The sequence below is a fragment of the Paenibacillus soyae genome, from assembly GCF_024623455.1.
Classification (GTDB): Bacteria; Bacillota; Bacilli; order Paenibacillales; family Paenibacillaceae; genus Pristimantibacillus; species Pristimantibacillus soyae.
Genome location: NZ_JANIPJ010000030.1, coordinates 16,521 through 42,277 on the forward strand (window position 1 = coordinate 16,521; position 25,757 = coordinate 42,277).

General features: G+C 57.5%; 24 protein-coding genes and 1 riboswitch. Of the genes, 5 read left to right on the forward strand and 19 right to left on the reverse strand.

Annotated features, from left to right (window positions below; translation table 11 throughout):
* Window positions 1–12 precede the first annotated feature (12 nt).
* Together chrB and chrS are read right to left on the reverse strand one after the other, a co-directional pair.
* Window positions 13–642, reverse strand: a complete 630-nt coding sequence (gene chrB / locus NQZ67_RS27425) for a chromate efflux transporter ChrB (RefSeq protein ID WP_257452259.1) — start codon at window positions 640–642, stop codon at window positions 13–15.
* 3 nt (window positions 643–645) lie between these two features.
* Window positions 646–1,128: a chromate efflux transcriptional regulator ChrS gene (chrS, locus tag NQZ67_RS27430; RefSeq protein ID WP_257452260.1), complete on the reverse strand. Its 483-nt coding sequence runs from the start codon at window positions 1,126–1,128 to the stop codon at window positions 646–648.
* Between the two features lie 250 nt (window positions 1,129–1,378).
* Here chrS and ggt point away from each other — a divergent pair, with 250 nt between their 5' ends.
* The 3 genes from ggt (at window position 1,379) to NQZ67_RS27445 (ending at window position 5,326) form a co-directional block, all read left to right on the forward strand.
* Complete coding sequence (gene ggt / locus NQZ67_RS27435) at window positions 1,379–2,929, forward strand: gamma-glutamyltransferase (protein WP_257452340.1); 1,551 nt, start codon at window positions 1,379–1,381, stop codon at window positions 2,927–2,929.
* 28 nt (window positions 2,930–2,957) lie between these two features.
* Window positions 2,958–4,184 (forward strand): amidase, encoded by a 1,227-nt coding sequence (locus tag NQZ67_RS27440; RefSeq protein WP_257452261.1) that lies wholly within the window; start codon window positions 2,958–2,960, stop codon window positions 4,182–4,184.
* Between the two features lie 149 nt (window positions 4,185–4,333).
* The gene (locus NQZ67_RS27445; RefSeq protein ID WP_257452262.1) at window positions 4,334–5,326 is read left to right on the forward strand and encodes a dimethylarginine dimethylaminohydrolase family protein; all 993 of its coding nucleotides are present in this window, start codon (window positions 4,334–4,336) and stop codon (window positions 5,324–5,326) included.
* Window positions 5,327–5,406: 80 nt separating this feature from the next.
* Here the strand turns inward: NQZ67_RS27445 and NQZ67_RS27450 are convergent, their stop codons facing one another.
* From NQZ67_RS27450 to rlmN, 11 genes are all read right to left on the reverse strand, one after another.
* Window positions 5,407–5,868, reverse strand: coding sequence for a hypothetical protein (locus NQZ67_RS27450; protein ID WP_257452263.1), 462 nt, complete (start codon window positions 5,866–5,868; stop codon window positions 5,407–5,409).
* Window positions 5,869–5,884: 16 nt separating this feature from the next.
* Complete coding sequence (locus tag NQZ67_RS27455; protein ID WP_257452264.1) at window positions 5,885–6,934, reverse strand: DUF3231 family protein; 1,050 nt, start codon at window positions 6,932–6,934, stop codon at window positions 5,885–5,887.
* Between the two features lie 207 nt (window positions 6,935–7,141).
* Window positions 7,142–7,939: an ABC transporter permease subunit gene (locus tag NQZ67_RS27460; protein WP_257452266.1), complete on the reverse strand. Its 798-nt coding sequence runs from the start codon at window positions 7,937–7,939 to the stop codon at window positions 7,142–7,144.
* A gap of 16 nt (window positions 7,940–7,955) precedes the next feature.
* Window positions 7,956–8,753, reverse strand: coding sequence for an ABC transporter permease subunit (locus NQZ67_RS27465; protein WP_257452268.1), 798 nt, complete (start codon window positions 8,751–8,753; stop codon window positions 7,956–7,958).
* Window positions 8,750–9,649, reverse strand: a complete 900-nt coding sequence (locus NQZ67_RS27470; RefSeq protein ID WP_257452271.1) for an ABC transporter ATP-binding protein — start codon at window positions 9,647–9,649, stop codon at window positions 8,750–8,752. The genes NQZ67_RS27465 and NQZ67_RS27470 overlap by 4 nt, the downstream gene beginning before the upstream one ends.
* Before the next feature lie 17 nt (window positions 9,650–9,666).
* Window positions 9,667–10,290: a TetR/AcrR family transcriptional regulator gene (locus tag NQZ67_RS27475; protein WP_257452273.1), complete on the reverse strand. Its 624-nt coding sequence runs from the start codon at window positions 10,288–10,290 to the stop codon at window positions 9,667–9,669.
* A 360-nt stretch (window positions 10,291–10,650) separates the two neighbouring features.
* Window positions 10,651–12,000 carry an ABC transporter permease gene (locus NQZ67_RS27480; RefSeq protein WP_257452274.1) on the reverse strand — a complete coding sequence of 450 codons (1,350 nt, stop codon included), beginning with the start codon at window positions 11,998–12,000 and terminating at the stop codon, window positions 10,651–10,653.
* The gene (locus NQZ67_RS27485; protein WP_257452276.1) at window positions 12,000–12,683 is read right to left on the reverse strand and encodes an ABC transporter ATP-binding protein; all 684 of its coding nucleotides are present in this window, start codon (window positions 12,681–12,683) and stop codon (window positions 12,000–12,002) included. The genes NQZ67_RS27480 and NQZ67_RS27485 overlap by 1 nt, the downstream gene beginning before the upstream one ends.
* Window positions 12,684–12,870: 187 nt before the next feature.
* On the reverse strand, window positions 12,871–13,947 hold the full coding sequence (locus tag NQZ67_RS27490; protein ID WP_257452278.1) for a YhgE/Pip domain-containing protein: 1,077 nt from the start codon (window positions 13,945–13,947) through the stop codon (window positions 12,871–12,873).
* On the reverse strand, window positions 13,944–14,396 hold the full coding sequence (locus NQZ67_RS27495) for a MarR family winged helix-turn-helix transcriptional regulator (protein ID WP_257452281.1): 453 nt from the start codon (window positions 14,394–14,396) through the stop codon (window positions 13,944–13,946). The genes NQZ67_RS27490 and NQZ67_RS27495 overlap by 4 nt, the downstream gene beginning before the upstream one ends.
* 121 nt (window positions 14,397–14,517) lie before the next feature.
* Window positions 14,518–15,582, reverse strand: coding sequence for a dual-specificity RNA methyltransferase RlmN (rlmN, locus tag NQZ67_RS27500; protein ID WP_257452283.1), 1,065 nt, complete (start codon window positions 15,580–15,582; stop codon window positions 14,518–14,520).
* A gap of 339 nt (window positions 15,583–15,921) precedes the next feature.
* Between rlmN and NQZ67_RS27505 the strand changes: the two genes are divergently transcribed.
* Window positions 15,922–16,833 carry a macrolide 2'-phosphotransferase gene (locus NQZ67_RS27505; protein WP_257452286.1) on the forward strand — a complete coding sequence of 304 codons (912 nt, stop codon included), beginning with the start codon at window positions 15,922–15,924 and terminating at the stop codon, window positions 16,831–16,833.
* A 430-nt stretch (window positions 16,834–17,263) separates the two neighbouring features.
* Here NQZ67_RS27505 and NQZ67_RS27510 read toward each other — a convergent pair whose 3' ends face one another.
* Window positions 17,264–18,355 (reverse strand): TlpA family protein disulfide reductase, encoded by a 1,092-nt coding sequence (locus NQZ67_RS27510; RefSeq protein ID WP_257452289.1) that lies wholly within the window; start codon window positions 18,353–18,355, stop codon window positions 17,264–17,266.
* The gene (locus tag NQZ67_RS27515; RefSeq protein WP_257452291.1) at window positions 18,352–18,759 is read right to left on the reverse strand and encodes an MmcQ/YjbR family DNA-binding protein; all 408 of its coding nucleotides are present in this window, start codon (window positions 18,757–18,759) and stop codon (window positions 18,352–18,354) included. The genes NQZ67_RS27510 and NQZ67_RS27515 overlap by 4 nt, the downstream gene beginning before the upstream one ends.
* 225 nt (window positions 18,760–18,984) lie before the next feature.
* Here NQZ67_RS27515 and NQZ67_RS27520 point away from each other — a divergent pair, with 225 nt between their 5' ends.
* Window positions 18,985–20,466 (forward strand): methyl-accepting chemotaxis protein, encoded by a 1,482-nt coding sequence (locus tag NQZ67_RS27520; protein WP_257452293.1) that lies wholly within the window; start codon window positions 18,985–18,987, stop codon window positions 20,464–20,466.
* Window positions 20,467–20,532: 66 nt separating this feature from the next.
* Here the strand turns inward: NQZ67_RS27520 and NQZ67_RS27525 are convergent, their stop codons facing one another.
* The 4 genes from NQZ67_RS27525 to NQZ67_RS27540 form a co-directional block, all read right to left on the reverse strand.
* Window positions 20,533–21,276, reverse strand: a complete 744-nt coding sequence (locus tag NQZ67_RS27525; protein ID WP_257452294.1) for a Bax inhibitor-1/YccA family protein — start codon at window positions 21,274–21,276, stop codon at window positions 20,533–20,535.
* Window positions 21,277–21,462: 186 nt separating this feature from the next.
* Window positions 21,463–22,986: an MDR family MFS transporter gene (locus NQZ67_RS27530; protein ID WP_257452296.1), complete on the reverse strand. Its 1,524-nt coding sequence runs from the start codon at window positions 22,984–22,986 to the stop codon at window positions 21,463–21,465.
* Between the two features lie 373 nt (window positions 22,987–23,359).
* Complete coding sequence (locus NQZ67_RS27535) at window positions 23,360–24,709, reverse strand: nucleobase:cation symporter-2 family protein (RefSeq protein WP_257452299.1); 1,350 nt, start codon at window positions 24,707–24,709, stop codon at window positions 23,360–23,362.
* A gap of 30 nt (window positions 24,710–24,739) precedes the next feature.
* The gene (locus NQZ67_RS27540) at window positions 24,740–25,336 is read right to left on the reverse strand and encodes a xanthine phosphoribosyltransferase (RefSeq protein WP_257452302.1); all 597 of its coding nucleotides are present in this window, start codon (window positions 25,334–25,336) and stop codon (window positions 24,740–24,742) included.
* Window positions 25,337–25,488: 152 nt separating this feature from the next.
* Window positions 25,489–25,591, reverse strand: a riboswitch (purine riboswitch).
* Window positions 25,592–25,757: the final 166 nt, after the last annotated feature.

Genomic DNA, 25,757 nt, shown 5'->3' on the forward strand with positions numbered 1-25,757 from the left:
CCATTCCATGCGCTATCCCTCCTCCCGCGAGAGCTTCTCGTCCTGTTCGCGCTGCCGCCGGCCTTCCCGCCTCTTCTTCCAAGCTGAGGAGGCCCTTATATGAAAGGCCCCGTACGCCAGAAAAATAACGATGACGATAGCCGGATGCAACTGCACGAGCTGAAGCAGACCGAACGCTAGCGCAAAAAAGCCGATGCCCAAATACAAGCCGAGACCTTTTACCGCTTTTTCGCCGAATTCGTACGCCATGACGCCAAGCATGACCGCAATGACCGGAATAACCGCGCCGATCATGCCTTGCACGATCGCGGAGCCGCTCAGCCACTGGACCGCCGACAGCAGCGCGATCATCGCGATTCCCGAAGGCACGATATGCGCGAGCACGGACACCGCCGCCCCGAGCGCGCCTTTCTTGCGATAACCGAGATACGCGGCCATCTTGGTCGCGATCGGTCCCGGCAGCGCGTTGGCCAGCGCCAATATTTCGCCGAATTCCTCGTCGCCCAGCCACTTATAATGGGTTACCGCCTCATACCGGATTAGCGGAATAACGGATGGGCCGCCGCCGTAGCCCAGCACCCCCGTCTTCATCATCGCCCACGACAGCTGAAGATACGCGTTGCCCGTCTTCGCCTCACTCATCGTCTACAACCTCATTCCCATCCGGCTTTTGTACCGGTTAATGAGCAGCTGGCAGTCCACGCCCGTTATTCCGGGCAGCACGTACAGCTTCTCCCGCATAAAAGCTTCCATCTCCGCATTGTCGCGGAATAGGCCATGCATATGCAGCTTGCTCGGACCCGTCATATGATACAGGCTCGTCACGTAAGGCTCTTCCGCCAGCCGGTCCGCCACCGCATGCAGATGCTTCGGCTCCACCTCGACGTTGAAGAAAGCCGACACGGCGATCCCGATTCTCTCGGGGTTTATAACCGCCGTAAACCTTTCGATGACACCCGCGTCCATCAAAGCGTTCACTCTCGCTTGAACGGCTACCCGCGACAATCCGATTTCTTTGGCCAAGTCCGTGTAAGAAATCCTTCCGTTGAGATTCAGCTCTTTGATGATCTTCCGGTCAATCTCATCAATATCGATCGGCTTCATTTCGTTGTCTATGATTTCTTTCATGTTCCGCTCCTCCGTTCCAACTCTTCTCTCGCCGTCATACCGACAGTAATAAGAAGCATATGATTACGATATGTCATATCATATACATGAATTCATGCGTTTTCAATTACTAATTGCAGTTTTACTTACTTTTTTATTGCAGAGCCGCTAGGAAGGTGGTATTTTTAGAGAAAAGTATCATGTTATATATCCTTCCACAAATCGCAGAGGAGTGATCCCCTTGAATCAACCGGCAATCGGCACCGCTACGATGGTCGTCAGTCCGCATAAGCTGGCTACCGCGGCGGGAGCCCGCATTCTGGAGAGAGGCGGCAACGCCTTCGATGCGGCCGTAGCCGTCAGCGCTTGCCTGGCCGTCGTTTATCCGCATATGACGAGCATGGGCGGCGACTCCTTCTGGTTAACCTATCATCAGGGCGACGGCGCCGTTCGCGGCTATAACGCCAGCGGCCGTTCGGGCTACGCGGCGAGCTTGCAGGCCTATTCGGATCTGCAAGCAATACCGCGGCGCGGCATTCGCAGCATCGTGACCGTTCCCGGCATGGTAGACGGCTGGCATGCGGTTCACAGCCGGTACGGCAGGCTCGGCTGGGGCGAGCTCCTGGAGCCCGCCATCCATTATGCCGAGCATGGCTTCCCCATGACGCAGGACCAGTTCGCGAACGCCTCGCAGCATGCGGCCGTACTGGGCGCGTCGCCGGAGACGGCCGCCATTTATTTGCCCGGCGGCAAGCCGGCCTTTCCCGGCGACCGATTCAAGCAGACCGCCATGGCGCGTACGCTGAAGCGGATTGCGGAGCATGGACGGGATGAATTCTACAAAGGAGAGACGGCGAAGGAAATCGCGTCCTTCCTGCTGAAGAACGGCGGCCTGCTGACGATCGACGATCTGGTCGACCACCAGGGAGATTGGGTGCAGCCGATATCCGGCTCCTACCGGGGCCATACGCTGTACCAGATGCCGCCGAATTCGCAGGGCTTCTCCGGCATCATGGCGCTGCAGATGCTCGAGAGCTTCGACTTCTCCGCGGTGGAGCACGGCTCGTACGAGTACTACCAGCTATGCGTGGAGGCGCTGAAGCTAAGCTTCCGCGACCGCAACGCCTATCTGACGGATCCCGGCTTCGCGGACATTCCGCTCAATCGGCTGCTGAGCAAGAGCTACGCCGCCGAGCTGGCGGGCTCCATCCGCCTCGACCGCGCGGCCGAGCTGACATCGAAACCGCTTGGCGCCGACACGGCTTATGCGGCCGTCGTAGACCGGGACGGCAACGCCGTTTCGTTCATCCAGAGCCTGTATTTCGAATTCGGCTCGGGCGTCGTAGCGGGCGATACCGGCGTTCTGCTTCAGAACCGCGGCTCCTTCTTCTCGCTGGATCCCGGTCACGTCAACCGGCTGCAGCCGTTCAAACGAACCTTCCACACGCTCATGCCCGCCATGTCGTGCGTGGATGGCAAGCCGTCCATTCTGTACGGCACGCAGGGAGGCGAAGGCCAGCCGCAGACGCAGACGGCCCTCTTCACGCGCATGGTCGACTATCGCATGAATCCGCAGCAGGCGATTAACGAGCCCCGCTGGGTATGGGGCCGCACTTGGGGCGAGCCGACACAGGAATTGAAGCTCGAGGGGCGCGTTGCGGAAGACGTCGCGCGGAGGCTTGGCGAAGCCGGCCACGCTGTCCGCCGGGTCGCGGACTTCGACGGCATTATGGGGCATGCCTGCGCGATACGCCGTGATGAGCGCGGATTCCTGCTAGGGGGCGCCGATCCGCGCAGCGACGGCGGAGCGATCGGCTGGTAAATCGAAACTCGAGAGGAGGAGGTCCTTCATGAAGAACAATTGGAACGCCTATGCGAACGAAAGCCTGCGACTGGAGCCGACCGCGGCGGGTCCTCTTAGCGGATTAACCTTCGCGGTCAAAGACGTGTTCCACATCGCCGGAGAGACGGCGGGGGCCGGCAATCCGGACTGGCTGCGCACGCACGGACCGGCCTCCAAGCATGCGGCCGTCATAGGGCGGCTGCTGGAGAACGGCGCCCGCATGGAAGGAACGACCATCACGGACGAGCTGATGTACAGCATCAACGGAGAGAACGTCCATTACGGCACGCCTCGGAATCCGAACGCTCCGGGACGCATACCCGGCGGCTCTTCTAGCGGCTCCGCCGTAGCGGCGGCGGCAGGCCTCGCCGACTTCGCCGTCGGCACGGACACGGGCGGCTCCGTGCGCGTGCCCGCTTCCTATTGCGGCGTCTACGGCATACGCCCGTCTCATGGCGCGGTCAGCGTCGAAGGACTCATCCCCCTCGCGCCCAGCTTCGATACGGTCGGCTGGATGGCGCGCGACCCGGAGACGATGCTGCGCGTAGGCCGAGCGCTGCTGCCGCAGACCGAGGCCGCGACGGAGCAGGAGCATGCTCAGCCCGTCGTCACCCGGCACGGCTTCGGACGGCTTCTCCTCGCGCGGGACATGTGGGCGCTGTCGGATGCCTGTACAAGCGATGCCTTGTCCTCTTGCTTACCGGCTTTGCGCGAGCTTATTCCAACCGTTCAGGACGTCGAGATCGCGCCGGAGGGCTTCTCGGTCTGGATGAACGCCTTCCGCATCCTGCAGGGCTCGGAGATTTGGGAGCAGCATGGCGGCTGGCTCGAATCCGTCCGCCCGAGCTTCGGTCCCGGCATTGCCGAGCGGTTCCGGTGGATCGGCACGATCGGCGAGGACAAACGAACCGCCGCCTCCCTCGTTCGGAGGAAAGCTTCCCGCCGCATGGCCGAGCTGATGGACGAGTCGACGCTGATCATCGCTCCTACCGTCCCTTCGATCGCCCCTCCGCTGAACGGCAGCGGGGAAGCCGTCGAACGGCGGCGCTCGCAGACGCTGCAGCTCAGCTGCGTCGCCGGGCTTTCCGGCCTGCCGCAGGTCACGCTTCCTCTGCAGGGCGAGGGCCGCATGCCGATTGGACTCTCCTTCATCGCCGCCCGCGGCCAGGACCTGCGCCTCCTCGAGTGGCTCGCATTCGTCTCTTCCGCACTTCCTGCACATCGCTTCGGCTAGCCGAAGGACCCGCGCCTTCCGCGCGGGTGCATCGACCGATGAACAGCAGCCGGCAGCCGTACAATCATCCGAGACCCGGCATCTCCGAGGTTGACCTTCCGCCCGTTTGGTTACAATGGGGAAAGAGAACACGGAGAAAGGATGCTCGGATGAAGCCCGATATGGAACGTTACTTAAGCAGAGAACACGTAACCCTGCCCTTTCATGAGAAAAGGCTGCTGCGGGACATTTGGGGCGATGCCCCCGGCGTCTCCGATGAATTCGGCAAAATTCGAATGGTCATGATGCATCGTCCCGGCCAAGAGGTTCTGCAGCTGCATGAGAAAGGCCGCGATATTAAACCCCGAACGATCGCCGCCGAACAGACGCATATGAAGGGAACGACGCCGGAGGCGATCAAGCCTCCGGCCACTCCCGATTTGAACGTGCTGCTGTCTCAATTCGACGCCCTGCAGCGGGTATTGAAGGATGAAGGCATCACGATCATTCCGCTCGAGGGGAGATCCGATTTTTGGCCGGAACGCCTGTACTGCAGGGACCTCGGAATGGCCATTCCCGGAGGCGTCATCCTGACTCGTCTGGCGCTAGCGCTGCGGTACGGGGAGACGCCTCTGGCTATGCAAACGATCAGCAAGCACAACGTGCCGATAATCGGCATGATTCAAGGCAGCGGCTTCGCGGAAGGCGGCAACTTCATGATGCTGGATCCGTCGACGGCGATCATAGGCCGCACCGAACGTACGAACACGGAAGGCATCGAGCAGGTTCGCCATCTGTTAGCGCTTCGCGATATTCAGCTCCTTGTCGTCGACCTCCCATCCAGCATCATTCATTTGGACGAAGCGTTCCTCATGCTGGACCGCAAGCTGGCCCTGGTCCATACGGCCCTGCTGCCGTACTGGTTCCTCATCGAGCTTCACCTGCGCGGCATCGAGCTTATTCATGTGGACCCCCGGGATCCCCCGCTCACCATCAACGCATTGACCGTCGCCCCAGGACGAGTGCTCATGTCAAGCGACGGCGAACGCACGATCAAGCTGCTAGAGAGTCAAGGCGTAACCGCTATCCCCGTAGAGGTGAACGAGATTTACAAGCTCGGCGGCGGCCTCCACTGCCTTGCGCTCCCTTTGATCCGGGATTAGCTGCGTCGCGCCGTCCCGCGGCAGAACGTGCATTCCATGGCGAAAGCCCTTTCTCTTGTTCTAGAGAAAGGGCTTTTCCCTTACGATTTGTCAGGCGAAGATAAGCTTCGTTTGGTCAGGATCCGCTTGATTAGCTGTCCGACCGCCAGCCCGACGAACGCGCCGCCTAGTCCCAGATACATGGCCCCAGCCAAATGCTCGGAGTAAATAACCCCGATCGTTCCGAAGTAGGCGCCGAATACGACGGGAACAACGGCGTAAGGCGTCTGCCCCCCGCCCGCATCTTTATAGGCGTCCCATATCGCGAACATATATATACAGGGATAGAACATCAGCCACTGGTAATCGGTCTCCGCTATTGCCTTCGCGATGTCGCCTTGAAAGCTATGCTTAATAAGCAAATTCAAGCTGGACCGATCGTTAATTACAAATTCTAATGCAACAAGCAATAAGCCCTTAATATACCGGCCATTCAAGAGCTGGCCGAATCCGGGAAAAGCAATACTCCAGAGGATCGCCTCTGCGCGGCTGCACTTTCTCATCCTATCCCATGTTCACCTACTTCTGCTTGGCCAGCGCTTTGCGATCATCGGCGCCGGGCGCTTGTTCGAACCAACCATTCTTCATGAGAAGCCTCGATCCATCCTCGGCATAAAAGCCTATTTCGGTAATCAATTTAGCATAGAGCGCCGCCAGGTCCTTTCTCTGCGAGACGGACAGTCCTGCTCCGTAATAACTGGCGGAGGCGGATACCAGCATGACAACATGGTACAGCATCAGCTTATCCGAAAAAGGAGAAATCGTAGAGCTGGATAGTTCCGATTCCCACGAGCGAGGCGAAGGGAGGTTGTCCTCAGCCAAGATCAGTCCGATAAGCTTGAATTGCTCCCTGCATATCTTGGCGCCTTCGAGCAGGATCTTCCGGACATCCTTCGACTGCGCGACTTGCCCGAACGCCATCTCCACCACGACCTTCACTTCCAGCTTCTCCATGTTATAGAACAGGCTGCTGATTTCAACCGCGTTAAGCGCTCTGCGGTTTCCGAACCAGCCCTTCATATATCCGCTTCCGCTCGCCATCTCCACTTGATCCGGCACATTCAGGTTCGGGGGCCTCGTTGCCACCCCCTTCTCGAGCATCAGATCCACGATTCGATTGAAGAGCGTCATCGCCTCCATATTGCACGCCGCGAAGTAGCTCCGCTGATCCGACCGAATGGACGTACTGATCGCGCCCGCGTAGCCGGTCAAGCCGATGATCGTCATGACGTAGAAATATTCCAGAAGAAACATATCGGAAAATAATGCCGGAGCGTTCAAGTTGATGATGTCCGCATCTTCCGAAAAGCCAACCGGCGAAGGATAGCCCTCTTGCGCCAGAAACTGACGGCTCTTCGCCATATGGGTACGGGACAGCGCCAGCGCGAACTCGAGTATGGCCCGCACCTCTTGGTCTTTGGCATGCTCCAGGAAATGCCTTGTGAAGCAAGCCGACGCGCTGTCGCTCATATACTGGGTCCATAGATTGGATACTTCGGCCGACGTAAGCCTGACCTGATGGCCGGCCTTCGTCTTTCCGCCTGTCTCTTCCATCGTTTCAACATGCATGATGCTTCAACTTCCTCTCTGTCGGCTGGGGTCTTGGCATGAGGCAGCAACACGACCCATAGGCCGCGCGAATATCTTCCTCATAAGATGTCAATTTCCAATAAAAGTTATTCGTTCCAAATGACAAAGAGTTTACAGTCAGCCAAAAATACCTTGAATAAATTAAAAAGGCCGCTGATGCGGCCTCATAAAATTTCCAATTATGATCTAGATCTGCATATCCCTCCGGCCATAGCTCCTGAATGCCACGACCAGCGCCGTTAAGGCCAGCGTGACCGACAATGCCGCATAGGCAGGCGACAATCCGTCCTCCAGGATGTCCCTCGCCGCAAAATATTGAAACGGCGTCAAGAAGCTCGCGAACCCCAGCTTGCCGCTTATATCGATAATCACCGACAACAGGAAGGTAAGCAGCATGACGCACGCGGAGGAAGCGACGGCTCGCTTCGCATTCCGAATGGAGGCGGCAATCGCGAGCCCGACGCTAGCGAACACCGACTGAACGAACAGCATGCCTGCCATGAACCGGAGAATGTCTTCCGTTACGCGCGATGCGTCGTCTGCATACTGCGCGACGAAGCCGATCGAACAGACCGTCATTGCGGCCGTGAACAGACCGATCTGCAGAGCGATAGCCAGCAGCTTCTCGAGCAGCAGCCGCATTCTCGACACTGGCTTGACGAGCAGAAATTCCGCCGTCTTATCCCGTTCTTCCTTGGCCAGCACGTTCGCCCCGAGCATGGATGCATGTACGGCCGCCATGATAAGAAGATAGAGATACAGCATGCCGTAATAGCCCGTAACCGTCGAAATATCGAGACCGTTCATGCCGAACACCGCCTGCAGCGCCTTCGGCATATCGGCCATAAGGCCGCTCATCGCGTCTCCTGATTCCTTCATGCCGGAGAACTTGCCCATGCCGCTTCCCACCATCGCCGCGATGCCGACGATCCAGAGCAGCAGCGACTTCCGGCTTGCCTTCATTTCTCTCCAAAAAATATTCATCGCTTCGTACGCCTCCTTAACCGACATGGACGTCGCGCTTCAAGTAGCGGATCGCGCCGAACAACGCGCAGACCGCGATGACCGCGGCCCCCGCGGCCAGGAACTCCGGCTCGTAGCTCTCGTGCCGCACGATATACGCTCTGTCGAAATATTGGAACGGCGTCAAATAGCGAAGCTTGCCGTCCCCTGTGGAGGCTCCGATTGCCGACAGCATGAACAACGCGAAGACGACGCCGAGCGATAGGGGCAGAACGGTCTTCAGCCGAGGGAGCAGCAGCGCCAGCGCGAAGCCGAGCATGAGGAATATAAGCTGAGTCAGCAGCAGCGAAACGTTAATCAGCGCGAACGCGCTCAGGCTGAACGTCTCCCGCTTCACGAAGGAAGCCATAGCGGCGGATACGCCGAAATAGACCGCGTTCGTCGCGACGAGTATGGTGAGCGCCGAAAGCAGCTTCGACCGGAGCACCGCCCCTCTCGTCACCGGCTTAGTCAGCAGGAAATCGGCCGTCTTCGCCCTCGTCTCCGCCGATATCATCGACGCTCCGAGATGGAAGGCTTGGATCGCCCCGCACAAGGATATATAAAGGAATACGTACGAGTAGAAACCAAGCAGCGAAGCGATGGCATCGATCTGCAAGCCGAACGCCGCCAGCATCTCCTCCGGCATCGACCGCAGCACTTCCTTGAACGATTCCGACTCCTCCGCGAACGTCGGATACATGGCCATGAACAAGCATGCGACTCCTGCTAGCGCAACCGCCCACAGCAGGGCGGACTTCCGATTCATTCTGAGCTCATGCGCGAACATGTTCATACGCCGGCACCTTCCCGCGACACGTAATAATGCATGAAAATCTCCTCGAGATCGGGCTCCTCCACCCACAGATTCAGCAGCTCCAGGCTTGCAATCCTACGCAAAATATCGTTAATATCCCCTTGGTACAGAAAGCTGACCTCTCCGTTCGGAGCGGTTTTCCATTCCGTTACGCCGGGAATGGCGAATGGCGTCGCGTCCGAGCCTGCCTTCATCTGCAGCTTAAACTTCTTATATGTGCGGCCCTTGAGATCGCTTATTTTCTCGAGCGCGATAAGCCGCCCCTCCTTGATAATGGCCACTCGGTCGCACAGCCGCTGCACTTCGCTCAGGATGTGGGACGAGAACAGAATCGTGGCGCCTTTCTTGTTCTCCTCCTCCAGCAGCTCGAAGAACCGCTGCTGCATGAGCGGGTCCAGCCCGCTTGTCGGCTCGTCGAGAATAATGAGCTTCGGCTCGTGGAGCAGCCCCTGCACGATGCCGACCTTCTTCTTGTTGCCGAGCGACAGGTCATCGATTTTTTTGTTCAGATCCAGCTCCATCCTCTCCGCCAGAGCCAGCATGCGCTTCCTTGAGTCCTTGTTATAGAAGCTTGCGGAATAGTTCAGCAGATCCTTCACTTTCATGTTGTCGTAATAGAATACCTCGGAAGGCAGATAGCCGATCTCCCTCCGGAGCTCGGGCCCATACCGCAAGCAGTCCTTGCCGAAAATCTTCGCGCTGCCGCTTGTCGGATGGATAAGCCCCAGCATCGTCCGAATCGTCGTCGATTTCCCCGCTCCGTTGGGTCCGATAAAGCCGAATATTTCGCCCTGCTCGACCGTAAAGCTTAAATCCGCGATGCCGCGGGCTCCGCCATACGTCTTCGTCAGACCATTCAGTTCAATAACGTTCATCCGAATCCCTCCTCCGCTTACTGCTTATAAAAGCTAAGCTTGAATAGCTCCATATAGCGGTCGAACTCCTCCAGCAGCTGGTCGACGTCGAACTCTCCGCCGTTCCTCTTGTGCTTCTCCCGCTCCTGCTCACCGAACCCTTCCATCGACCAAAGGATGACGTTCAACGCTCTTGCCGGGTCGATGCCCGCCCTGAACTTGGTCATATCGATATCCGCGAACAACCGATAATACTCGCTTGCGACAATCTGTTTGTTCCGCTCCGCAAGCTCAGACTTGACGTCCGGCGACTCTTCGAAGAACGCCGTCTTCAGGAAATCGAATAAATCCGGGTGGACGCTATAAATTCCCATCTTCAAAACCGATAACTGGCGCAGCTTCGCGAAGAGATCCCGTTCTTCCGCGTCAACCTTGGCCGCAACTTCATCGCGAAGGAATACCACCGCATGATCGTACAAGTATAAATACAGATCCTTCTTGCTCGAAAAGTAATGAAACAGCAGACCTTTCGAAATGCCCGCTTGTTTGGCGATTTCGTTCGTGGACGCAGCCGGATATTTCTTATGAGCGAACTCCTTTAGCGCCGCGTTGATGACGCGCTCCCGTTTCTCTTGCTCTATGCTCAAAAACTTGTCAAACACTTGTTGTTGCCCTCCTATAGTTTTGTGAAACGAAGTGGAACAAAACCGCTTCGAAAGCATTCGCTTAGTTTTGTGGAACGTAGTGGAGCAAAACCGCTTCGAAAGCATTCGCTCCGCGAATCGGGCGTTCCTCCTGCATGGGCCGGAACGGCAAGGGACGCCGGATCGCATTGACCAGTGTGGTCAATGCGATTGTACGCCTCATTGACCACTCCGGTCAACTCTGATTTTGGATAGCTTGTCCAATCGAATGCCTGGCACGGCGGCGGATGCGGCATGGACCCAAATGAAAAAGGGTTTCGTTGTCCCAATCGACAACGAAACCCTTTTTTTACAATGCGACCGAGCCCTTAGCTGCTCTTACACGTCCCTTCGAAGCGCGCTCAGCACATCGATGCGCGTTGCCCGAAGCGCCGGACGGTAGCCGGACAGCATCGCCACGCCAAGCGAAATGCCGCAGGCCAGAGCCGTCAGATACGGCGGAATGACGGAGAACAGGAAGTCTGCCGGCACCTCTTCTTCCATGAACTGCTTGATGACGACGGGCAGTCCCGCGTTCACCGCGAGAGACACTCCGTAAGCGACGACCGTGCCGAATATCGCGCCCATGAGACCGATCATGGCGCTCTCGAGCAGGAACAGCTTGCGGATAACGGACGGATGCGCGCCGATCGCCTTCATAATGCCGATATCCTGCGCCCGTTCGGTCACCGCCATCGTCATCGTGTTGAAAATGCCGATGGAAGCGATGAGCACCGCGATCGTGCCGACGAAGATGAGCCCGATCTTCATGATGGCGAACATAAGGTTCACCTGCTTCAGCTCGTCGACGATGGAATGCGTGTAGAAGCCTTTGTCCCGCAGCGTCTCGACGAGACCTTTGACCTTCTCCGCATGGCTTGCGACCACCTGCACGTCCTGGTAGCTCCGCTGCTCGCTCGGCTTCGGCAAATTCGCGAGCGCGGCGTCGATCTTCTCGGCCGTCGGGTTCTCTACCTCGAAGTAAGGCAGCTCCCCGTTCCGCGTTCCGGTGATTCCTTCAATTTTCTCCAGCATGCCGACGCCCATGTAGATCGTTTTGTCCCGATTCCATTCCTTCGTCGGAATCTCTGTCACGCCCACGATGACCGCCTCCATCGGCTCCGTCAGCTTCTTACCTGCGGCATAGTAGGTGACCTCCAGCGTCATCGTTTTGTTCAACCACTCCGAAGCGTCCTCATAGCCGGTCGGCATGCCTTGTTCGTCCATCTGCTCCCGGATGTGGTAGCCGATGACGATTTCATTGTCCGCCTCCGGCATTCTGCCCGCGCTCAGATCGAAGCCGGCCTTGGTCTCCGCTTCGAAGTCGACCTGGGTCGTCTTATCGCTCCCTACCTCTTCGCCTTCGACCTTCGGATTCAGCCATTGATAAATATTATTCCGATAAGTAACGGCCTTCACATCCGCCAGCTCCCGGAACATCTGGATATCTTCATCGTAGATGTTCGTGTCCTTGTGCTGGTCCGGGTTTTTGCCGTACAGATCGACCGCCGTCACGAGCCGGTCGCCGACGATATTGTCGACCATGCTCTGCTGCAGGCCGAAGCCCACGGAGGCCAGCACGATCAGGAACGTGCAGCCCATCGCCGTCGCCAGCACCGTCATGAACAGGCGGGTTTTGTTCTTTTTCATATTTTGCCGGACGAACCGGATCTGATCTTGGAATTTCATTAGGCGAGCCCTCCTATTCTTCCGTCCTGCAGCCGGATCGCGCGGTGCGCGATGGACGCGACCTGCTCGTCGTGCGTAATGATGACGAACGTGATGCCCAGCTCGTGATTGAGCTGCCGAATCATCGTCAGAAGCGTCTTCTCGTTCTCGCTGTCCAGGCTTCCCGACGGCTCGTCCGCAAGCACGATCGGCGGCTCCAGGATCAGCGACCGGGCCACCGATACCCGCTGCTGCTGCCCGCCGGACAGCTCGCTCGGGTAATGATTCGCGAATTCGGCGATGCCGACCTGCTCGAGCAGCTTCATCACTTTCGCGCGGCGCTCTCCGCTTCCGATCCCCTTGAGCACCAGAGGCAGCTCCACGTTCTCGTAGGCGGTCATGCTGCCGATGAGCTGAAAGCTTTGGAAGATGAAGCCGTAATTGGCCAGCCGGAAGTTCGCCCATTCTCCTTCGTCCAGCTTCGTGACGTTCTGCCCGCCGACCCGGATCTCGCCCGACGAAGGGCGGATATAGCCGGACATGAGGTTCAGCAGCGTCGACTTGCCGGACCCCGATCTCCCCACGACCGCTACGATCTCGCCCTTCTCCACCTTCAGGTTAATGTCATGCAGGACGGGCACGACCCGTTCCTTCCCGCGTTTGCCTATTCTAAACTGATGACTGACGCCAGCCAGCTCGATCATGCTCCCACACACCCTTCTAAGTTCCTCGCTTCACTTTCCCAACTATAACAATCAAACCATAAGGGGTTTTAAAGAAAACCTTAAGTTAAGCTGTAGAAAGGGTTAAGGTTGGGCGACTAATAGAAAAAAGGCCGATGATGGCAGTTAGCGCCATCATCGACCTCATTTGCGGTTGTATTGCTGAAGCTTAAGCGGCCGTCTGCGCTTTCGGAGCGGCTGCGGCCCGGCTAGGCACCGCCAATCGCAGCACGGTCAGCCCCCATGCAACAACGGCGATCAGGGCAAGGGTTGCGGCGTAGCCTCCGGCCGAACCTCCGCCATAGACGAGATGCATCGCTCCCTGAATTCCGTTCGATGCGGGCAGGAACGAACCGAAGTGACGGTAGAACGGCGTCAGCATCGACGCGGCGATAATGTTGCCGGCCGTCATGAGCTGGAACGGAATGAGGAATACGTTGAAGAGCGGCCCTGCGTTGCCGAATAGCGCAAAAGCCAGCTGCGTCACGCAAATGCACGCCGTGAATACAAGCATTTCAAAGCCCCACAACTCCCAGAACGAGGCATGGACGTCCAGAAACAGCTTAACGGCCGCCGACAGCAGAAGCGGCACGACGATAGCGACGCTTGCAAGCACCAGCTGACGCGCGAAGAACAGCTCCCACTTGCCGAATTGGCGCTTCAGCATATTGGAGGCGACGTTAAATTGGATGTTCATCGTCATCATGGCGATATACGGGATAAATCCGAGAATCATCGGCAGCATGGACAGGGCAAAATTCGAAATTTCGTTCGTCTTGATGACCTCCGCTTGAATCGGAAGACTCTGAACGTCCGGTACGACTACGCCGTTCAGTTGCGCCGTGAGTTGATTCGCCATGCTTTCCATAACGCCTTTCACGAGCTCGGAGCTGCGATCGTTCACATAATAAATCAGCTTCGCGCCCCCGCTTGCAGCGGCCGATTCGAGATCGGTTGGCACGATGACCACCATATCTAGAAGCCCTTCATCCATATCGGCAAGCGCTTCGTCCTGCGAAGCGGCCAGCGCCGTCTGGAACGGGGCGTTATTCTGGAAGAAATCGACGGCCGTTTGGCTTTCATTCGTCTCTCCTCCGACAAGTCCGACATGAAGCCGGTCGATGCGATCGGTCGCGCCGTTATAGCCCGTCATCCAAATAATGAGGAAAGCAAAAGGCACAAAAATGGCGAATACGATGCCGATCCGGGTTTGTAGAGTTTTTAACAATGCTGTAACTGGTTTCAATGCGATCCATCCTTATTCATTTGATTTAAATTGTCGTTCAGCCTGTGCATGACACGCTGGAAAATGTCGAACTCTTCCTCCGAAATGCCAGCCCAAGCCTGTTCCTCGAGCGCGCTCTCCAAGGGGGTAAGCCTGCTTATCGCATCCATGCCTTCACCGGTCATATGGAGCGAGAAAGCGCGCCGATCCGCCGGATCCGGCTTCCGAACCAGGAACCCTTTGCTTTCCAGCTTTTCGACGATTTTGCCGGTCGTCGCCTGATCTTTGTGCATGAGCTCGGCCAGCTTCTTCTGGCTGATCCCCCCATTGGCGCTTAGCTGAATGAGAAGCCCGAACTGTTCCGTCGTCAGGCCGTATTTTTTCGTGTCCGCGGTAAAAACCCTGCGATGAAGCGCCGCGGTATGGTGCAGCCAATAACCGAGAGTATGCGAAGGTTTGTTTGGCGACATGAATGCTCTCCTCCTCATTTACTATGTATACATATTATATGTGTACTTATTAATTTTGTAAACAAAAAAACCTGGCCTAGGGATACCAACTCTCCCATAAGACCAGGCAACTGCTTAAAAATTATTCATTCGCCGCGCGCATCTGCTTGCTCCGCAATTGGCCGCAGGCCGCGTCGATGTCCGTGCCGTGCTCCAGCCTGACGCTGACGCTGATCCCTTGCTTTTTCAGCACGTCGTAGAAGCCCCTGATCGAATCCTGCTCGCTGCGCTTGTATTGGCTATGCTCGTCGACCGGGTTGTACGGAATGAGATTGACGTTGACCAGCTTGCTCCGCGAGCGCATCAGCTCGGCCAGCTCCAGCGCCTGCTCCAATCCGTCGTTCACATCTTTCAGCAAAATGTATTCGATCGTCATCCGTCTTCTCGTCGTCTCGAGGTAATAATCGATGGCGTCCATCAGCTTCTCGATCGGGATCGCCTTGTTGATCTTCATGATGCGCGTGCGCAGCTCGTTGTTCGGCGCATGCAGCGACACCGCAAGATTGACGCCAAGGTCGCTATCGGCGAACTCCTTGATTTTGCCCGCCAGGCCGCTCGTCGAGACGGTGATGTGGCGCGCGCCGATCGCCAGACCCTTGTGGTCCTTGACGACCCGGATGAAATCGCTCATATTAACGAAATTGTCAAACGGCTCGCCGATGCCCATTACGACGATATGGCTGACCCGCTCGCTCTCGCCCGCCGCGTCCAGATGCAGCTGCACGCGCATGATCTGCTCCACAATCTCTCCGGCGGACAAATCGCGACTCTTCGCGATCAGCCCGCTGGCGCAGAAGCTGCAGCCGATGTTGCAGCCGACTTGCGTCGTCACGCAGACGGACAGCCCGAACTTGTGCCGCATCAGCACCGTCTCGATCAGGTTACCGTCGTACAGCTTGAACAGAAATTTGACCGTGCCGTCCTTCGATTCCTGCTTCACATGCTCGGTCATCGTCTCGAAGACGAAATGCTCCTCGAGCAGCGCCCTGCACGTCTCGTGCACGTCGGCCATCTCCGAGAAGGAGGTCACCCGCTTCCGGTACAGGTACTCCCATACCTGATGCGCCCGGCCCTTGCGATGCCCCCGCTCTGCCAGCCATGCCGTTAATTGATCTAATGTTAATCCGTAAATGGATGTATGGTTCATGCTTGTTCCTCTTTCCGAACTGCCTATATTCAAAGCGCCGCCCAGCGCATCCGGCCGGCCCGCAATCTGCTTCCTATTGTCCCAAAAACAGCCGGGGAATACAAGGGGCGGGAGGCTTTACGGCGACTATCGGCCGTTTAGGAAAAAACAGTTAAAGCCGTGTTTTCCGTTGTCAAAGCCAGAGTTCGGTTGCTATAGTGGGATTACGGCACGATTAGCCGCATTCAACTAGGATAGGGAGGCTTACGTATGCTGTTTCGAGGTATCGCTTCCGTTCGGTTGCGTTAGCAGCGGATTGACCCCACCCGCAAGTCATTTTATTAAAATGGGGTGCCTTAAATGGAAAACAAAACAAACGAACTTATTCAGCCTTTGCTCGAACGAGCAAAACAGCACGGACTCGCCATAGATCCCGCATCGATCAAAATCAACGAATCCGGCCTCGACTTCCTCGCCGTCTTCGCCAAGACGACGGCTGGAGTGCCATGGGTGCTTCGCTCGCCTAGACGACCGGATGTGGCCGCGGCCACCTCGTACGAGCGCGATGTACTGCGTTTCCTGCAGCCGCGCATTCTCTTCGAGGTACCGGATTGGCAGCTGTACGACGAGTCGATCATCGGATATCCGCTGCTTGGCGGAACCCCTCTCGCCACCATCAACATGGAGATCATGGATTACGAGTGGTACTTGCAGAAGGACGCGCTGCCGGAGCGTTTCTACGAGACTCTCGCGCAAGCGTTGGTGTCCCTGCATAGCGTCGACGACCGAGAAGCGCGCGCTGCCGGCGTTCGCGTTACCCCGGCCGGAGAGCTTCGCGGCGAGGCGCTGAAGATGATGGAGGCGGCCCGCGAGGCGTTCGGCGTATCCGCTCCGCTCTGGGAGCGGTGGCAGCGCTGGCTGGCGGACGAAAGCTATTGGCCGCGGCATGCCTGCATGACGCACGGCGACATGCATCCCGGCCACATCCTCGTGCAGCCGGACGGCGAAGTGACCGGCCTGCTCGATTGGACGGAAGGCGCGGTAAGCGATCCGGCCAAGGACTTTATCATCCTGCGGATGCTGTGGGGCGAGGACGGCCTGCGCGACTTTATCGCGCGGTACGAGCGCGCCGGCGGCCGCGTCTGGCCGCGCATGGCGGAGCACATCGCGGAATGGGAGGCCTTCTATCCCGCGATGATCGCGGCGTTCGCGGTCAAATCCGGCCTGCCGGAGTATGAGGCGATGGCCCGCTCCTCGCTGGGCGTGGAGTAAAAGAGGAACGGACGTCCTTTAGAGGACGTCCGTTTTTTTGCGGCCGGGGCTGGCGACTGGAAGGCTCCGTCAGCCCCTAACCATGTGGCGTGTCGCCATTGCGTTTCATGCAACCTTCTGCACGCCAGTAACCATCCGACGTATCGCTATCGCGCCTCACCCCAACCTCCGCACGCCAGTAACCATTCGACGTATCGCTATCGCGCTCCACGCCACCTTTCGCCGACCAATAACCACCTGACGTGTCGCTATCGCGCCTCACCCCAACCTCCGCACGCCAGTAACCATTCGACGTATCGCTATCGCGCTCCATGCGGCCTCTCGCACGCCGATAACCATCCAGCGTGTCGCTATCGGGCTCCACAACGCCTTCCGCAGATCAATAACCACCTGCAGCGTCGCTATCCCGCCCCTCGCCGCCCTTCGGCGGTTACGCCGAGCCTGCCGCCAGCACGCGATCCACGCGCTTCTTCATGTCGGCGTAGCTGATCGCGCCGAGGAAACGCTCGCGGATGACGCCGTCGCCGTCAATGACGAAGGTCGTCGGGAAGGCGTTCACCCGATAGCGGTCGGCAACGCTGCCCGATTCGTCGAGCGCGAGTGGAAAGCTGTAGCCATACTTTTCCATGTAGCGCCGCACCGTTTCCACGCCGCTCTCTTGGCTCGTTACGTTCACGGAGAGCAGCTTCACCGAGCGGCCCTCTCCCTCGTAAAACTCGTATAGCTTCTGCACATGCGGCATCTCCGTCTTGCAGACCTTGCACCAGGTCGTCCAGAAATTGAGCAGCGTAACGCTTCCCGCGGAATCCGCCAACGCCGCTCGGTCGCCAGCCAGACTCTCCAGCTCGAACACGGGCGCCTTCTTGCCTGCGCTTGCCCCCTCAGAGGCGGCAGCAGCCGTCGGCTCGCCGTCCCCTCCACGAAGCTCTGCGAGCAGCCCCGTCCTCGCTTGATCGTACAGCAGCGCGCTTACAAGTCCCGCAATAAGCAGCATGGCCGCCGCCTGAGCAGATCCCCGCTTCCATGACCAATTCCGCCAAAACTCCTTGCCTCCGCGAGCCATCCACCATACAACGCAAGCTAGCAGCCAGCCCAGCACCCGCCAATAGGCGAGAGCGCTTGCGTCCCATACGAGAATGGCTAACAAACAGAACGCCGTCCACCCCGATGCTAGAAGAACAACGCGCCGAATGCCCCCTTTCCAGCCATGGAGCCTAACGAACCGATAGCCGCTCCAGCCCAATGCCGCTGCCGAGGCCAGCCAGAATCCGAACATCCCCCCGTCGAAAAACAAAAGGGACATTGGATTCGATATGACCGATTTCGTATCGACCAGCAGCAGGCTGCCTTTCCACGCCGCGAGCCAGATCAGCACGGCGCTCCATGCCGAGGACACGTCACGCTCCCGATCATTCGTATTCCCGCTGCCGCTTCTGACGGCCAATACGCCTGTGAAGCCCGCCAGCAAATAAACGAGCAGCTCCGTATTCAGCACCAGCGTCCCTATTTGCAGATTCGTCATTTGCCCGTCTCCCGAAGCTCCGCCTCCGCCTTCACTTCTCCTTCCAGCTCCGCCAGCCTGGCCCGTTGCGCCTTGGTCAAGGTCCCGACGACCAGCTCGTAGGAATGGTCAATCATCGCCTGCAGCTCGGCATCCGGGACCGATCCGTCGACCGTCACCGTGTTCCAATGCTTTTTATTCAGGTGATAGCCCGGCTTCACCGCCACATGCTCCAGCCGAAGCAGCTCCGCCATATGCGGCTCGCATTTCAGCGAAATGCTGGTCACGCCTCCCGTTCCCGAGATAAGCGCGAACATTTTGTTATCCACCTTCATCACCAGCGGCTCGGGACCGAAAGGATAGTCCTCCTTGGCTCCTCTATGCTCCTTGCAATACCTGGCGAGCTCTTCGATCGTCTTCATCATCCACACGGCCTCCGATCGGAGCGGTATGCCCCATCTTCTTTCTTTTGTTGTACAGGATGCTGCCGTTTTTGGCAACTTTCCTACTTAAGCGCCCTATCAACTAGTTAGGTAACCTATGTAATTCTACACAAACCTTTTAAAATATTTCGCCTCGCCTCTTTAGCCCTCTAGAGTTTTCTGCGAATCGTGTCGAAATAAGATACATATACTATTAGGAGGATACCTATGAACGCGATTAACCAATTCATGTCGCAAGATCTTCATCGTAAGAACGGTCTAGTGTTCAAAGCGATCGCCGTTATTAACCTTCTCGCGATCTTTACCGTACTCGGTTTGTCTGGCGGACAGCTGAGAATCCAGGATTACGTTCTGGTCGCGCTCGAGATCGTCACGGTCGCAGTGGCGGGATTTCTGCATTATCGCCGCTTGCTGATCGGCTATCAGCCTTACATCGCCATCACTCTCACGTTTACCGCAACGTTGACTACCATGCTCCAAACGCCGGACTTCAATCACGTATTCGGCATTTATTATTTGCTGGCGCTCTCCGTCGTTTACATGCGCCTGAAGCCTTTTATTGTAGGCGTTGTGTTTACCGCGGTCCAAATGTATCTCCTTCTGTTCGGATTGAAGGGGAAAGTGACGATTCCGGGAGAAGGATTCGAGACGATTCTAATCTACTACATCATTATTGTCACCATGCTGTTCTTCATGCTGCGCAGCTCGCAGTACCTGTTCACCGATATCGAGAAAAGCGCGGGCGAAACCGTAACAGCCAATAGCCAGGTGCAAGAGCAGCAGCAGAAGCTCATCCATGAAGTGACTCTTATCTCCGAGAATATGTCGGTGATCAGCAAAGCGGGCGACGAGAACGGCCAGTCGTTCGAGCAGATGAATCTCGCGTTCCGCGAAATTGCGATCGGCGCGGGAGACCAGGTCGACTCCACGACGCAGATTACGGAAGCCGTGCAGGAAACGAACGAAATGATCGGACGCCTCATGCAATCGCTCGAGGTGCTGCTCCAGGAATCCGCCAGCGCGAACGACAGCTCCACGCTTGGCCGCGACAAGGTGACCCGTCTGTACGATTCCATTACGGTGTTCCAAAGCAACATCGAGATGATGGCCACTGATATCCGCAAGCTGAACGAGACGATCAAGGAGGCTGCGGAATTCACCACCTCCATTCAGGAAATCGCGGCGCAGACCAATCTTCTGTCGTTGAACGCCAGCATCGAGGCGGCAAGAGCCGGCGAGAGCGGCCGCGGATTCGCCGTCGTCGCCGGAGAAATCCGCAAGCTCGCGGAGCTGTCCGGCAACGCGGCTGAACGAATCTCGGGCAACCTCTCCGCTATGGAGAAGCAAGCGGGCGCTACCTCCGGCCTGATGGGCGACATCGCTTCCCGCATGAACGAGAGCACCGAGCTGACGAGAGAGACGCGAGACGCCTTCTCCAGCATCAGCTCCTCCGTCGAGCAGCTCTCCGGCACGGTGACGAGCATCGACCAGATGATGCAGACGATTCGCAGCTCCTCGAACGAGATCGAAAAGGAGACGCAAAGCTTCGCCGCCGTCAGCGAGCAGTCGATGGCAACGCTCGAGGAGCTGTCCGCGACGGTCGAGACGCTGCTGGTGAAGAACGGCGAGATGACCGACCGCCTGAAGGAAACGGATCAAGCCGTGAAGCGGCTGCTGGAGTTGGAGTAGTCCAGCTTACACGAGAACAAAAAAAAGAGCGCGGGAGCGAATCCCGTGCTCTTTCTTGTTTATTTATTAATCGCGGCTTGCCAGCTTGGAGAGCAGGCGAAGCATCTCGATATACAGCCATACGAGCGTTACCATCAAGCCGAAAGCGCCGTACCACTCCATGTACTTCGGAGCGCCGTGCTCCGCGCCGGATTCGATGAAATCGAAATCGAGCACGAGGTTGAGCGCCGCGATGACGACGATTACAAGCGAAATGCCGATGCCGATCAAGCTGTTGTCATGCAGGTAAGGAATCCCGATTCCGAAGAAGCTCAGAACGAAGCTTGCCAAGTACATCAGCATGATGCCGGCCGTAGCCGCGAATACGCCGAGACGGAAGTTCTTCGTCGCTTGAATCAGGCGGAAACGGTAAGCGACCAGAAGCGCGATGAACACGCACATCGTCAGAAGCGCCGCTTGAAGCGTGATGCCTTGGTAAAGCGATTCATATCTCGCGGACAAAGCTCCCAGGAATAATCCTTCGCATGCCGCGTAGATAGGTACGAGGAAAGGAGAAGTCGTCGGCTTGAAGCTGATGATCAGGGCCAGGATCAGACCCGCGATCGCGCCGCCGATCATGAAGCCCGTCACGTTCGCGTCGGCTTTCATATACATGCCCCATGAAACGAATGCGCCGCCGAGCAGAATCGCCAGCATGATGAACGCCTTGTTCACCGTGCCTTCGATCGTCATTCTCTCGCCGCCGGAGAAATGGCCTGTCCGTTCAAAAGTGTTGTCTCTCAAGGTAGGATTACCGCTGCGTCCGATCACGCAAAAATCACCTCTTCTAGTAGATTGACTTTATCGTATCATATTCTCGTCTCTTATACATCATGATAATGCAAACCATGGGAATTTTATGAAGACTTTTTTGAAAAAATTTCGCAAAAAAAGACTGCAGCCGCGCTATATGCGCTTCGTCTGCAGTCTGCCGTCAAACCCCTATACGACTACTAATTAATGCCCGTATGCCTCCATCTCCGCCTTCGGATCATGCTTCTCCCGCCCCATGACGCAGGCCGCCAAGACCGCGAGGAGGGCAGGGATGAGTCCCCACATGAACACCTCGGTGATGGACGAAGCTACGCCCGTCAGCATCGGCTTCAGCACGCCTTCAGGCAGCTCCGACCTGAGCGCCGGCTCCATCAGCACGTACGGATCCTTCAGATCCACGCCCTGTGGCATCTCGCCCGCTCCGCTCTGGAACGTCTCCGTCAGCTTGCGCGTCATCGCATGGCTCTGCAGAATGCCGAATACCGTAATGCCCAGCATCATGCCGAACGAACGCAGGAAGTTCAGCGTCGAGGTCGCCGCGCCGCGCTGCGAAGGGGCAATGCCGTGAATCGCCGCGTTCGTCAGCACCGAGAATGAAGCCCCGATGCCAAGACCGACGATGATCATGTAGAGCGTCACGATCAACCGGGACGAATCCGCGGTAATGGTCGTCAGGAGCCCTAATCCCGCTACTAGCAGCACCAACGTCGAAACAAGAATCGTCCGGTACGACAGCTTCGCCATCACGAAGCCGCCGAGCGTCGCCGTCACGACCGTCCCTACCATCATCGGAAGCAGCATCAGCCCGGAATTCGTCGCGGAGCCGCCCAGCACGCCCTGGATGAAAATAGGGAGGTACACCGACGCCGCGATGAAGGCCGCCCCGCTCAGCACCGCGATCAGCGTGCTCGAAGCGAACAGACGGTCTTTGAACATGCCGAAGGAGACGATCGGCTCCTCCGCCCGCTTCTCGGCGAACAAGAACAAGAAGAACAACACCGCGAAGCTAGCCAGAAGGCTCACGATCTGCCAGGAATCCCAAGCGTACAGCTTGCCTCCAAGCTCCAGCGCGAACATGAGACAGACGATCGCTCCCACGAGAGTGGCCGCGCCTAACCAGTCGATCCGCTGCTTCGCGCGGCTCGCCGACTCCTTGTAGCCTCTGGCCACGAGCAGAAGAGATACGATGCCGATCGGCAGATTAATATAGAAGATCCATTGCCAGCTCACATAATCCGTAATGAACGCTCCGAGCAGCGGACCGAATACGCTAGACATGCCGAATACCGCGCCGAAGAGCCCCATCAGCTTGCCCCGATTCTCCGGCGAAACCGCATCAAGCAACACCGTGAACGTAATCGGCACGAGCGCGCCCGCGCCGATGCCTTGAATTGCCCGGTACAGGCTGAGCTCGACAATCGAGCTCGCCGTTCCGCATAATGCGGAGCCGATCATGAACACGATAATCCCGAATAAGAAAAACCGCTTGCGCCCGTACATATCCGACAGCTTGCCGAAGATCGGCATGCCCGCCATCTCCGCAACCATGTAAGCCGACGTCACCCAAACGAACTGATCGAGCCCGCCCAGCTCGCCGACGATCGTCCCCATGGCGGTCGCCACGATCGTATTGTCCATCGACGCCATCAGGATCGCCAGCAGTAGGCCTGCCACCACCCAGGTCGATTTTGCTTTGTTTTCGCTCATTTCCATCTTCCTCTCAATGACGAGTTATGTTCTTCATGCGCTAAGTGTAGAACATCAAATCTGACAGCTGTGTGTCAGTGTTGAGAGGGAATTTCTCACCCGCATAAAAAAAACCGTTATGCTCCGAACTGTTGCCCCGAGCAACAATAGACGTTTCTGGCACGCTTATTCCTCGGGACTGCTGCTCCGAGCAACAATAGACGCTTCTGGCACGCTTATTCCCTCCGAACTGAAACCCTTTAAGTTCGCGCATCAGCGAAACTACAGCTTGTTCTTCCCAGACTTCTGCAACTATAAAATAAGCGGCAGCTATGGACATCGGCTCTAAAAGCCGTGTGCAAAGCTGCCGCTAGGCGGATCCTAATCGATTTAATTACAAATGCGCCGCAGCGTGACGTTCGCCCGTCTCCGAGCCGGCGGCCGCTTCCGCGTGCGCCGTCGTTGCTGCCGCAGTCTCCTGCGTCTTGTCCCGCAGCAGAATGTTCAGCAGGATCGCGGTCAGCGAGCCCGTGACGATGCCGCTCTGCAGCAGCATCTTCGCGAAGTCGGGCAGCTGGTCGAACATTTGCGGCACCGTTGCCGAGCCGAGCCCGACGGCGACGCTGCACGCGACGATGAGCAGATTGCGCTCCTTGCGCAGGTCCACCTCGGAGAGGATGTTGATACCCGACACCGCTACGGAACCGAACATGACGATCATCGCGCCGCCAAGCACCGCGTTCGGGATGACGGTCGTAATCGCCGCCAGCTTCGGCAGCAACCCGAGAATCACCATGATGCCGCCGGCCGCGAAGATGACGTCGCGGGATTTCACCTTGGTCAGCGTGATGAGGCCGACATTCTGCGAGAACGCCGTATAAGGGAACGCGTTAAAAATGCCGCCGAGCGTAATCGCCACGCCCTCCGAACGAAGGCCGTTCACGATCTGCTTCTGCTCGACCTTCTGGTCCGTCGCCTTGCCTACCGCGAAGTAGACGCCGGTCGACTCGACCATGCTGACGATGTTGACGAGGATCATCGTCACGATCGCCGTTATGCTGATCTGCGGCGTGCCGAAGTAGAACGGCTGCGCGATGCTGAAGAGGTCGGCATCTCCTACGGCGGAGAAATTGACGATGCCCATAAAATAACCGACGACCGTACCGGCCAGCAGGCCGACCAGGACCGAGATGGCGCGAAGGAAGCCGCGCGCGAAGCGGTTCACGACCAGAATGACGACGAGCGTGATCAGCGCGAGCAGCAGGTTTCGCGGCGCTCCGAAGTCAGGGGCGCCTTGACCGCCCGCGACGTTGTTCATCGCGACGGGAATCAGCGACAAACCGATAATGGTGACGACCGTACCGGTGACGATGGTGGGGAAGAAACGCAATATTTTGCCATAGAGGGGCGCCGCCAGCACGACGAACAACCCGCTTATAATAATAGCTCCGTAGACGGTGGCCAAATTCGACGACAATCCGATCGCGATAATCGGGCCGACCGCCGTGAACGTACAACCAAGGACGACGGGCAGCTTGCTGCCGAAATCACGGCCGCCCCATACCTGCAGGATCGTCGCGATCCCGCACGTGAACAGATCGGCGGCGATCAGATAAGCCATTTGAGTTGCGTTTAATTGAAGCGCCCCGCCCACGATCAGCGGCACGACGACGGCCCCCGCGTACATCGCGAGGACATGCTGGAAACCTAAAGTTACGACTCTGCGTTTGCTAAGCTCGCTCATGCTGGTTGTCTCTCTCCTCTGTCTGTTGTGTTAATTCTGGGTGCTGTATATCTCTTCACTTGCAAAATGAACCTCGCCCGGCTTCATCGATACGATGCGCGCCAGCGAATGAATGCGCACGCCCTTCGCTTCGAGCAAGCCCCGCCCTTCCTGGAAGCTCTTCTCGATCACGGCGCCGACGCCGACAAGCTCCGCTCCGGATTCCCGCACGATATCGACGAGGCCCACAAGCGCCGCCCCCGTCGCCAGGAAGTCATCCACGATCAGAATGCGGTCCTCGGGACCGAGAAAACGCTGATCGACGCTCACCTGGTACGTCTCCCCCCGCGTGAACGAATGGACCGGCGCCGTGTATACCTTGTCCGACTGCGTAATCGCCTTTTTCTTCTTCGCGTACACGAACGGCACGCCAAGCGCGATTCCCGCAGCCATCGCGAACTGAATGCCGCTCGCTTCGATCGTCAGCACCTTCGTAATACGCTCGCCCGCGAAGACTCGTGCGAACTCCTTACCCGTAGCAAGCGCCAGCTCCGTGTCGACCTGATGGTTCAGGAACGAATCGACCTTCAGCACCTTATCCGACAGGATCGCTCCTTCTTCTCTAATTCGTTCTTCCAGCTGCTTCATCTGAAGTTGTCATCCTCTCGTTGTCTTGTCCGTAAAATTAAAAAAGACAGCCTTCCCCTGAGCCCAAATTTCTCTCAAGTGAAGCCTGTCCTTCTGGAATTAGATTCCGTCGCACATGCACGGCGAGCACGCTCGTCCGGACATGCCGGCTAGCCGCGCTCACGCTCACTCATAGTCGGACGAATCATCGGTCGTCCGGTAGAAACTTATGGGCCATCTCCCCAAAATTATATGAGTCTATTCTTTTAAAGGAAGTTCAAAAAACTTACTTTTGATCACGAAGCATTTTCATGAAGCACAATCGACATCGAATCTTGAATTCAGCCGGAATTTCCGGTGCTCACGTAGCTCCACTACGCTCCGCTCCTCAATTCCTAGCTTCTTTCAACCTTCTCGGTGCTGAAAAGCAAGCCTTTTGAAC

What these genes read in the sequence shown, in the direction of transcription:
- chrB (WP_257452259.1), bottom strand. Translation starts at nt 642, where the DNA reads ATGAGTGAGGCGAAGACGGGCAACGCGTATCTTCAGCTGTCGTGGGCG.
- chrS (WP_257452260.1), bottom strand. Translation starts at nt 1,128, where the DNA reads ATGAAAGAAATCATAGACAACGAAATGAAGCCGATCGATATTGATGAG.
- ggt (WP_257452340.1), top strand. Translation starts at nt 1,379, where the DNA reads ATGGTCGTCAGTCCGCATAAGCTGGCTACCGCGGCGGGAGCCCGCATT.
- NQZ67_RS27440 (WP_257452261.1), top strand. Translation starts at nt 2,958, where the DNA reads ATGAAGAACAATTGGAACGCCTATGCGAACGAAAGCCTGCGACTGGAG.
- NQZ67_RS27445 (WP_257452262.1), top strand. Translation starts at nt 4,334, where the DNA reads ATGAAGCCCGATATGGAACGTTACTTAAGCAGAGAACACGTAACCCTG.
- NQZ67_RS27450 (WP_257452263.1), bottom strand. Translation starts at nt 5,868, where the DNA reads ATGAGAAAGTGCAGCCGCGCAGAGGCGATCCTCTGGAGTATTGCTTTT.
- NQZ67_RS27455 (WP_257452264.1), bottom strand. Translation starts at nt 6,934, where the DNA reads ATGCATGTTGAAACGATGGAAGAGACAGGCGGAAAGACGAAGGCCGGC.
- NQZ67_RS27460 (WP_257452266.1), bottom strand. Translation starts at nt 7,939, where the DNA reads ATGAATATTTTTTGGAGAGAAATGAAGGCAAGCCGGAAGTCGCTGCTG.
- NQZ67_RS27465 (WP_257452268.1), bottom strand. Translation starts at nt 8,753, where the DNA reads ATGAACATGTTCGCGCATGAGCTCAGAATGAATCGGAAGTCCGCCCTG.
- NQZ67_RS27470 (WP_257452271.1), bottom strand. Translation starts at nt 9,649, where the DNA reads ATGAACGTTATTGAACTGAATGGTCTGACGAAGACGTATGGCGGAGCC.
- NQZ67_RS27480 (WP_257452274.1), bottom strand. Translation starts at nt 12,000, where the DNA reads ATGAAATTCCAAGATCAGATCCGGTTCGTCCGGCAAAATATGAAAAAG.
- NQZ67_RS27485 (WP_257452276.1), bottom strand. Translation starts at nt 12,683, where the DNA reads ATGATCGAGCTGGCTGGCGTCAGTCATCAGTTTAGAATAGGCAAACGC.
- NQZ67_RS27495 (WP_257452281.1), bottom strand. Translation starts at nt 14,396, where the DNA reads ATGTCGCCAAACAAACCTTCGCATACTCTCGGTTATTGGCTGCACCAT.
- rlmN (WP_257452283.1), bottom strand. Translation starts at nt 15,582, where the DNA reads ATGAACCATACATCCATTTACGGATTAACATTAGATCAATTAACGGCA.
- NQZ67_RS27505 (WP_257452286.1), top strand. Translation starts at nt 15,922, where the DNA reads ATGGAAAACAAAACAAACGAACTTATTCAGCCTTTGCTCGAACGAGCA.
- NQZ67_RS27510 (WP_257452289.1), bottom strand. Translation starts at nt 18,355, where the DNA reads ATGACGAATCTGCAAATAGGGACGCTGGTGCTGAATACGGAGCTGCTC.
- NQZ67_RS27515 (WP_257452291.1), bottom strand. Translation starts at nt 18,759, where the DNA reads ATGATGAAGACGATCGAAGAGCTCGCCAGGTATTGCAAGGAGCATAGA.
- NQZ67_RS27520 (WP_257452293.1), top strand. Translation starts at nt 18,985, where the DNA reads ATGAACGCGATTAACCAATTCATGTCGCAAGATCTTCATCGTAAGAAC.
- NQZ67_RS27530 (WP_257452296.1), bottom strand. Translation starts at nt 22,986, where the DNA reads ATGAGCGAAAACAAAGCAAAATCGACCTGGGTGGTGGCAGGCCTACTG.
- NQZ67_RS27535 (WP_257452299.1), bottom strand. Translation starts at nt 24,709, where the DNA reads ATGAGCGAGCTTAGCAAACGCAGAGTCGTAACTTTAGGTTTCCAGCAT.
- NQZ67_RS27540 (WP_257452302.1), bottom strand. Translation starts at nt 25,336, where the DNA reads ATGAAGCAGCTGGAAGAACGAATTAGAGAAGAAGGAGCGATCCTGTCG.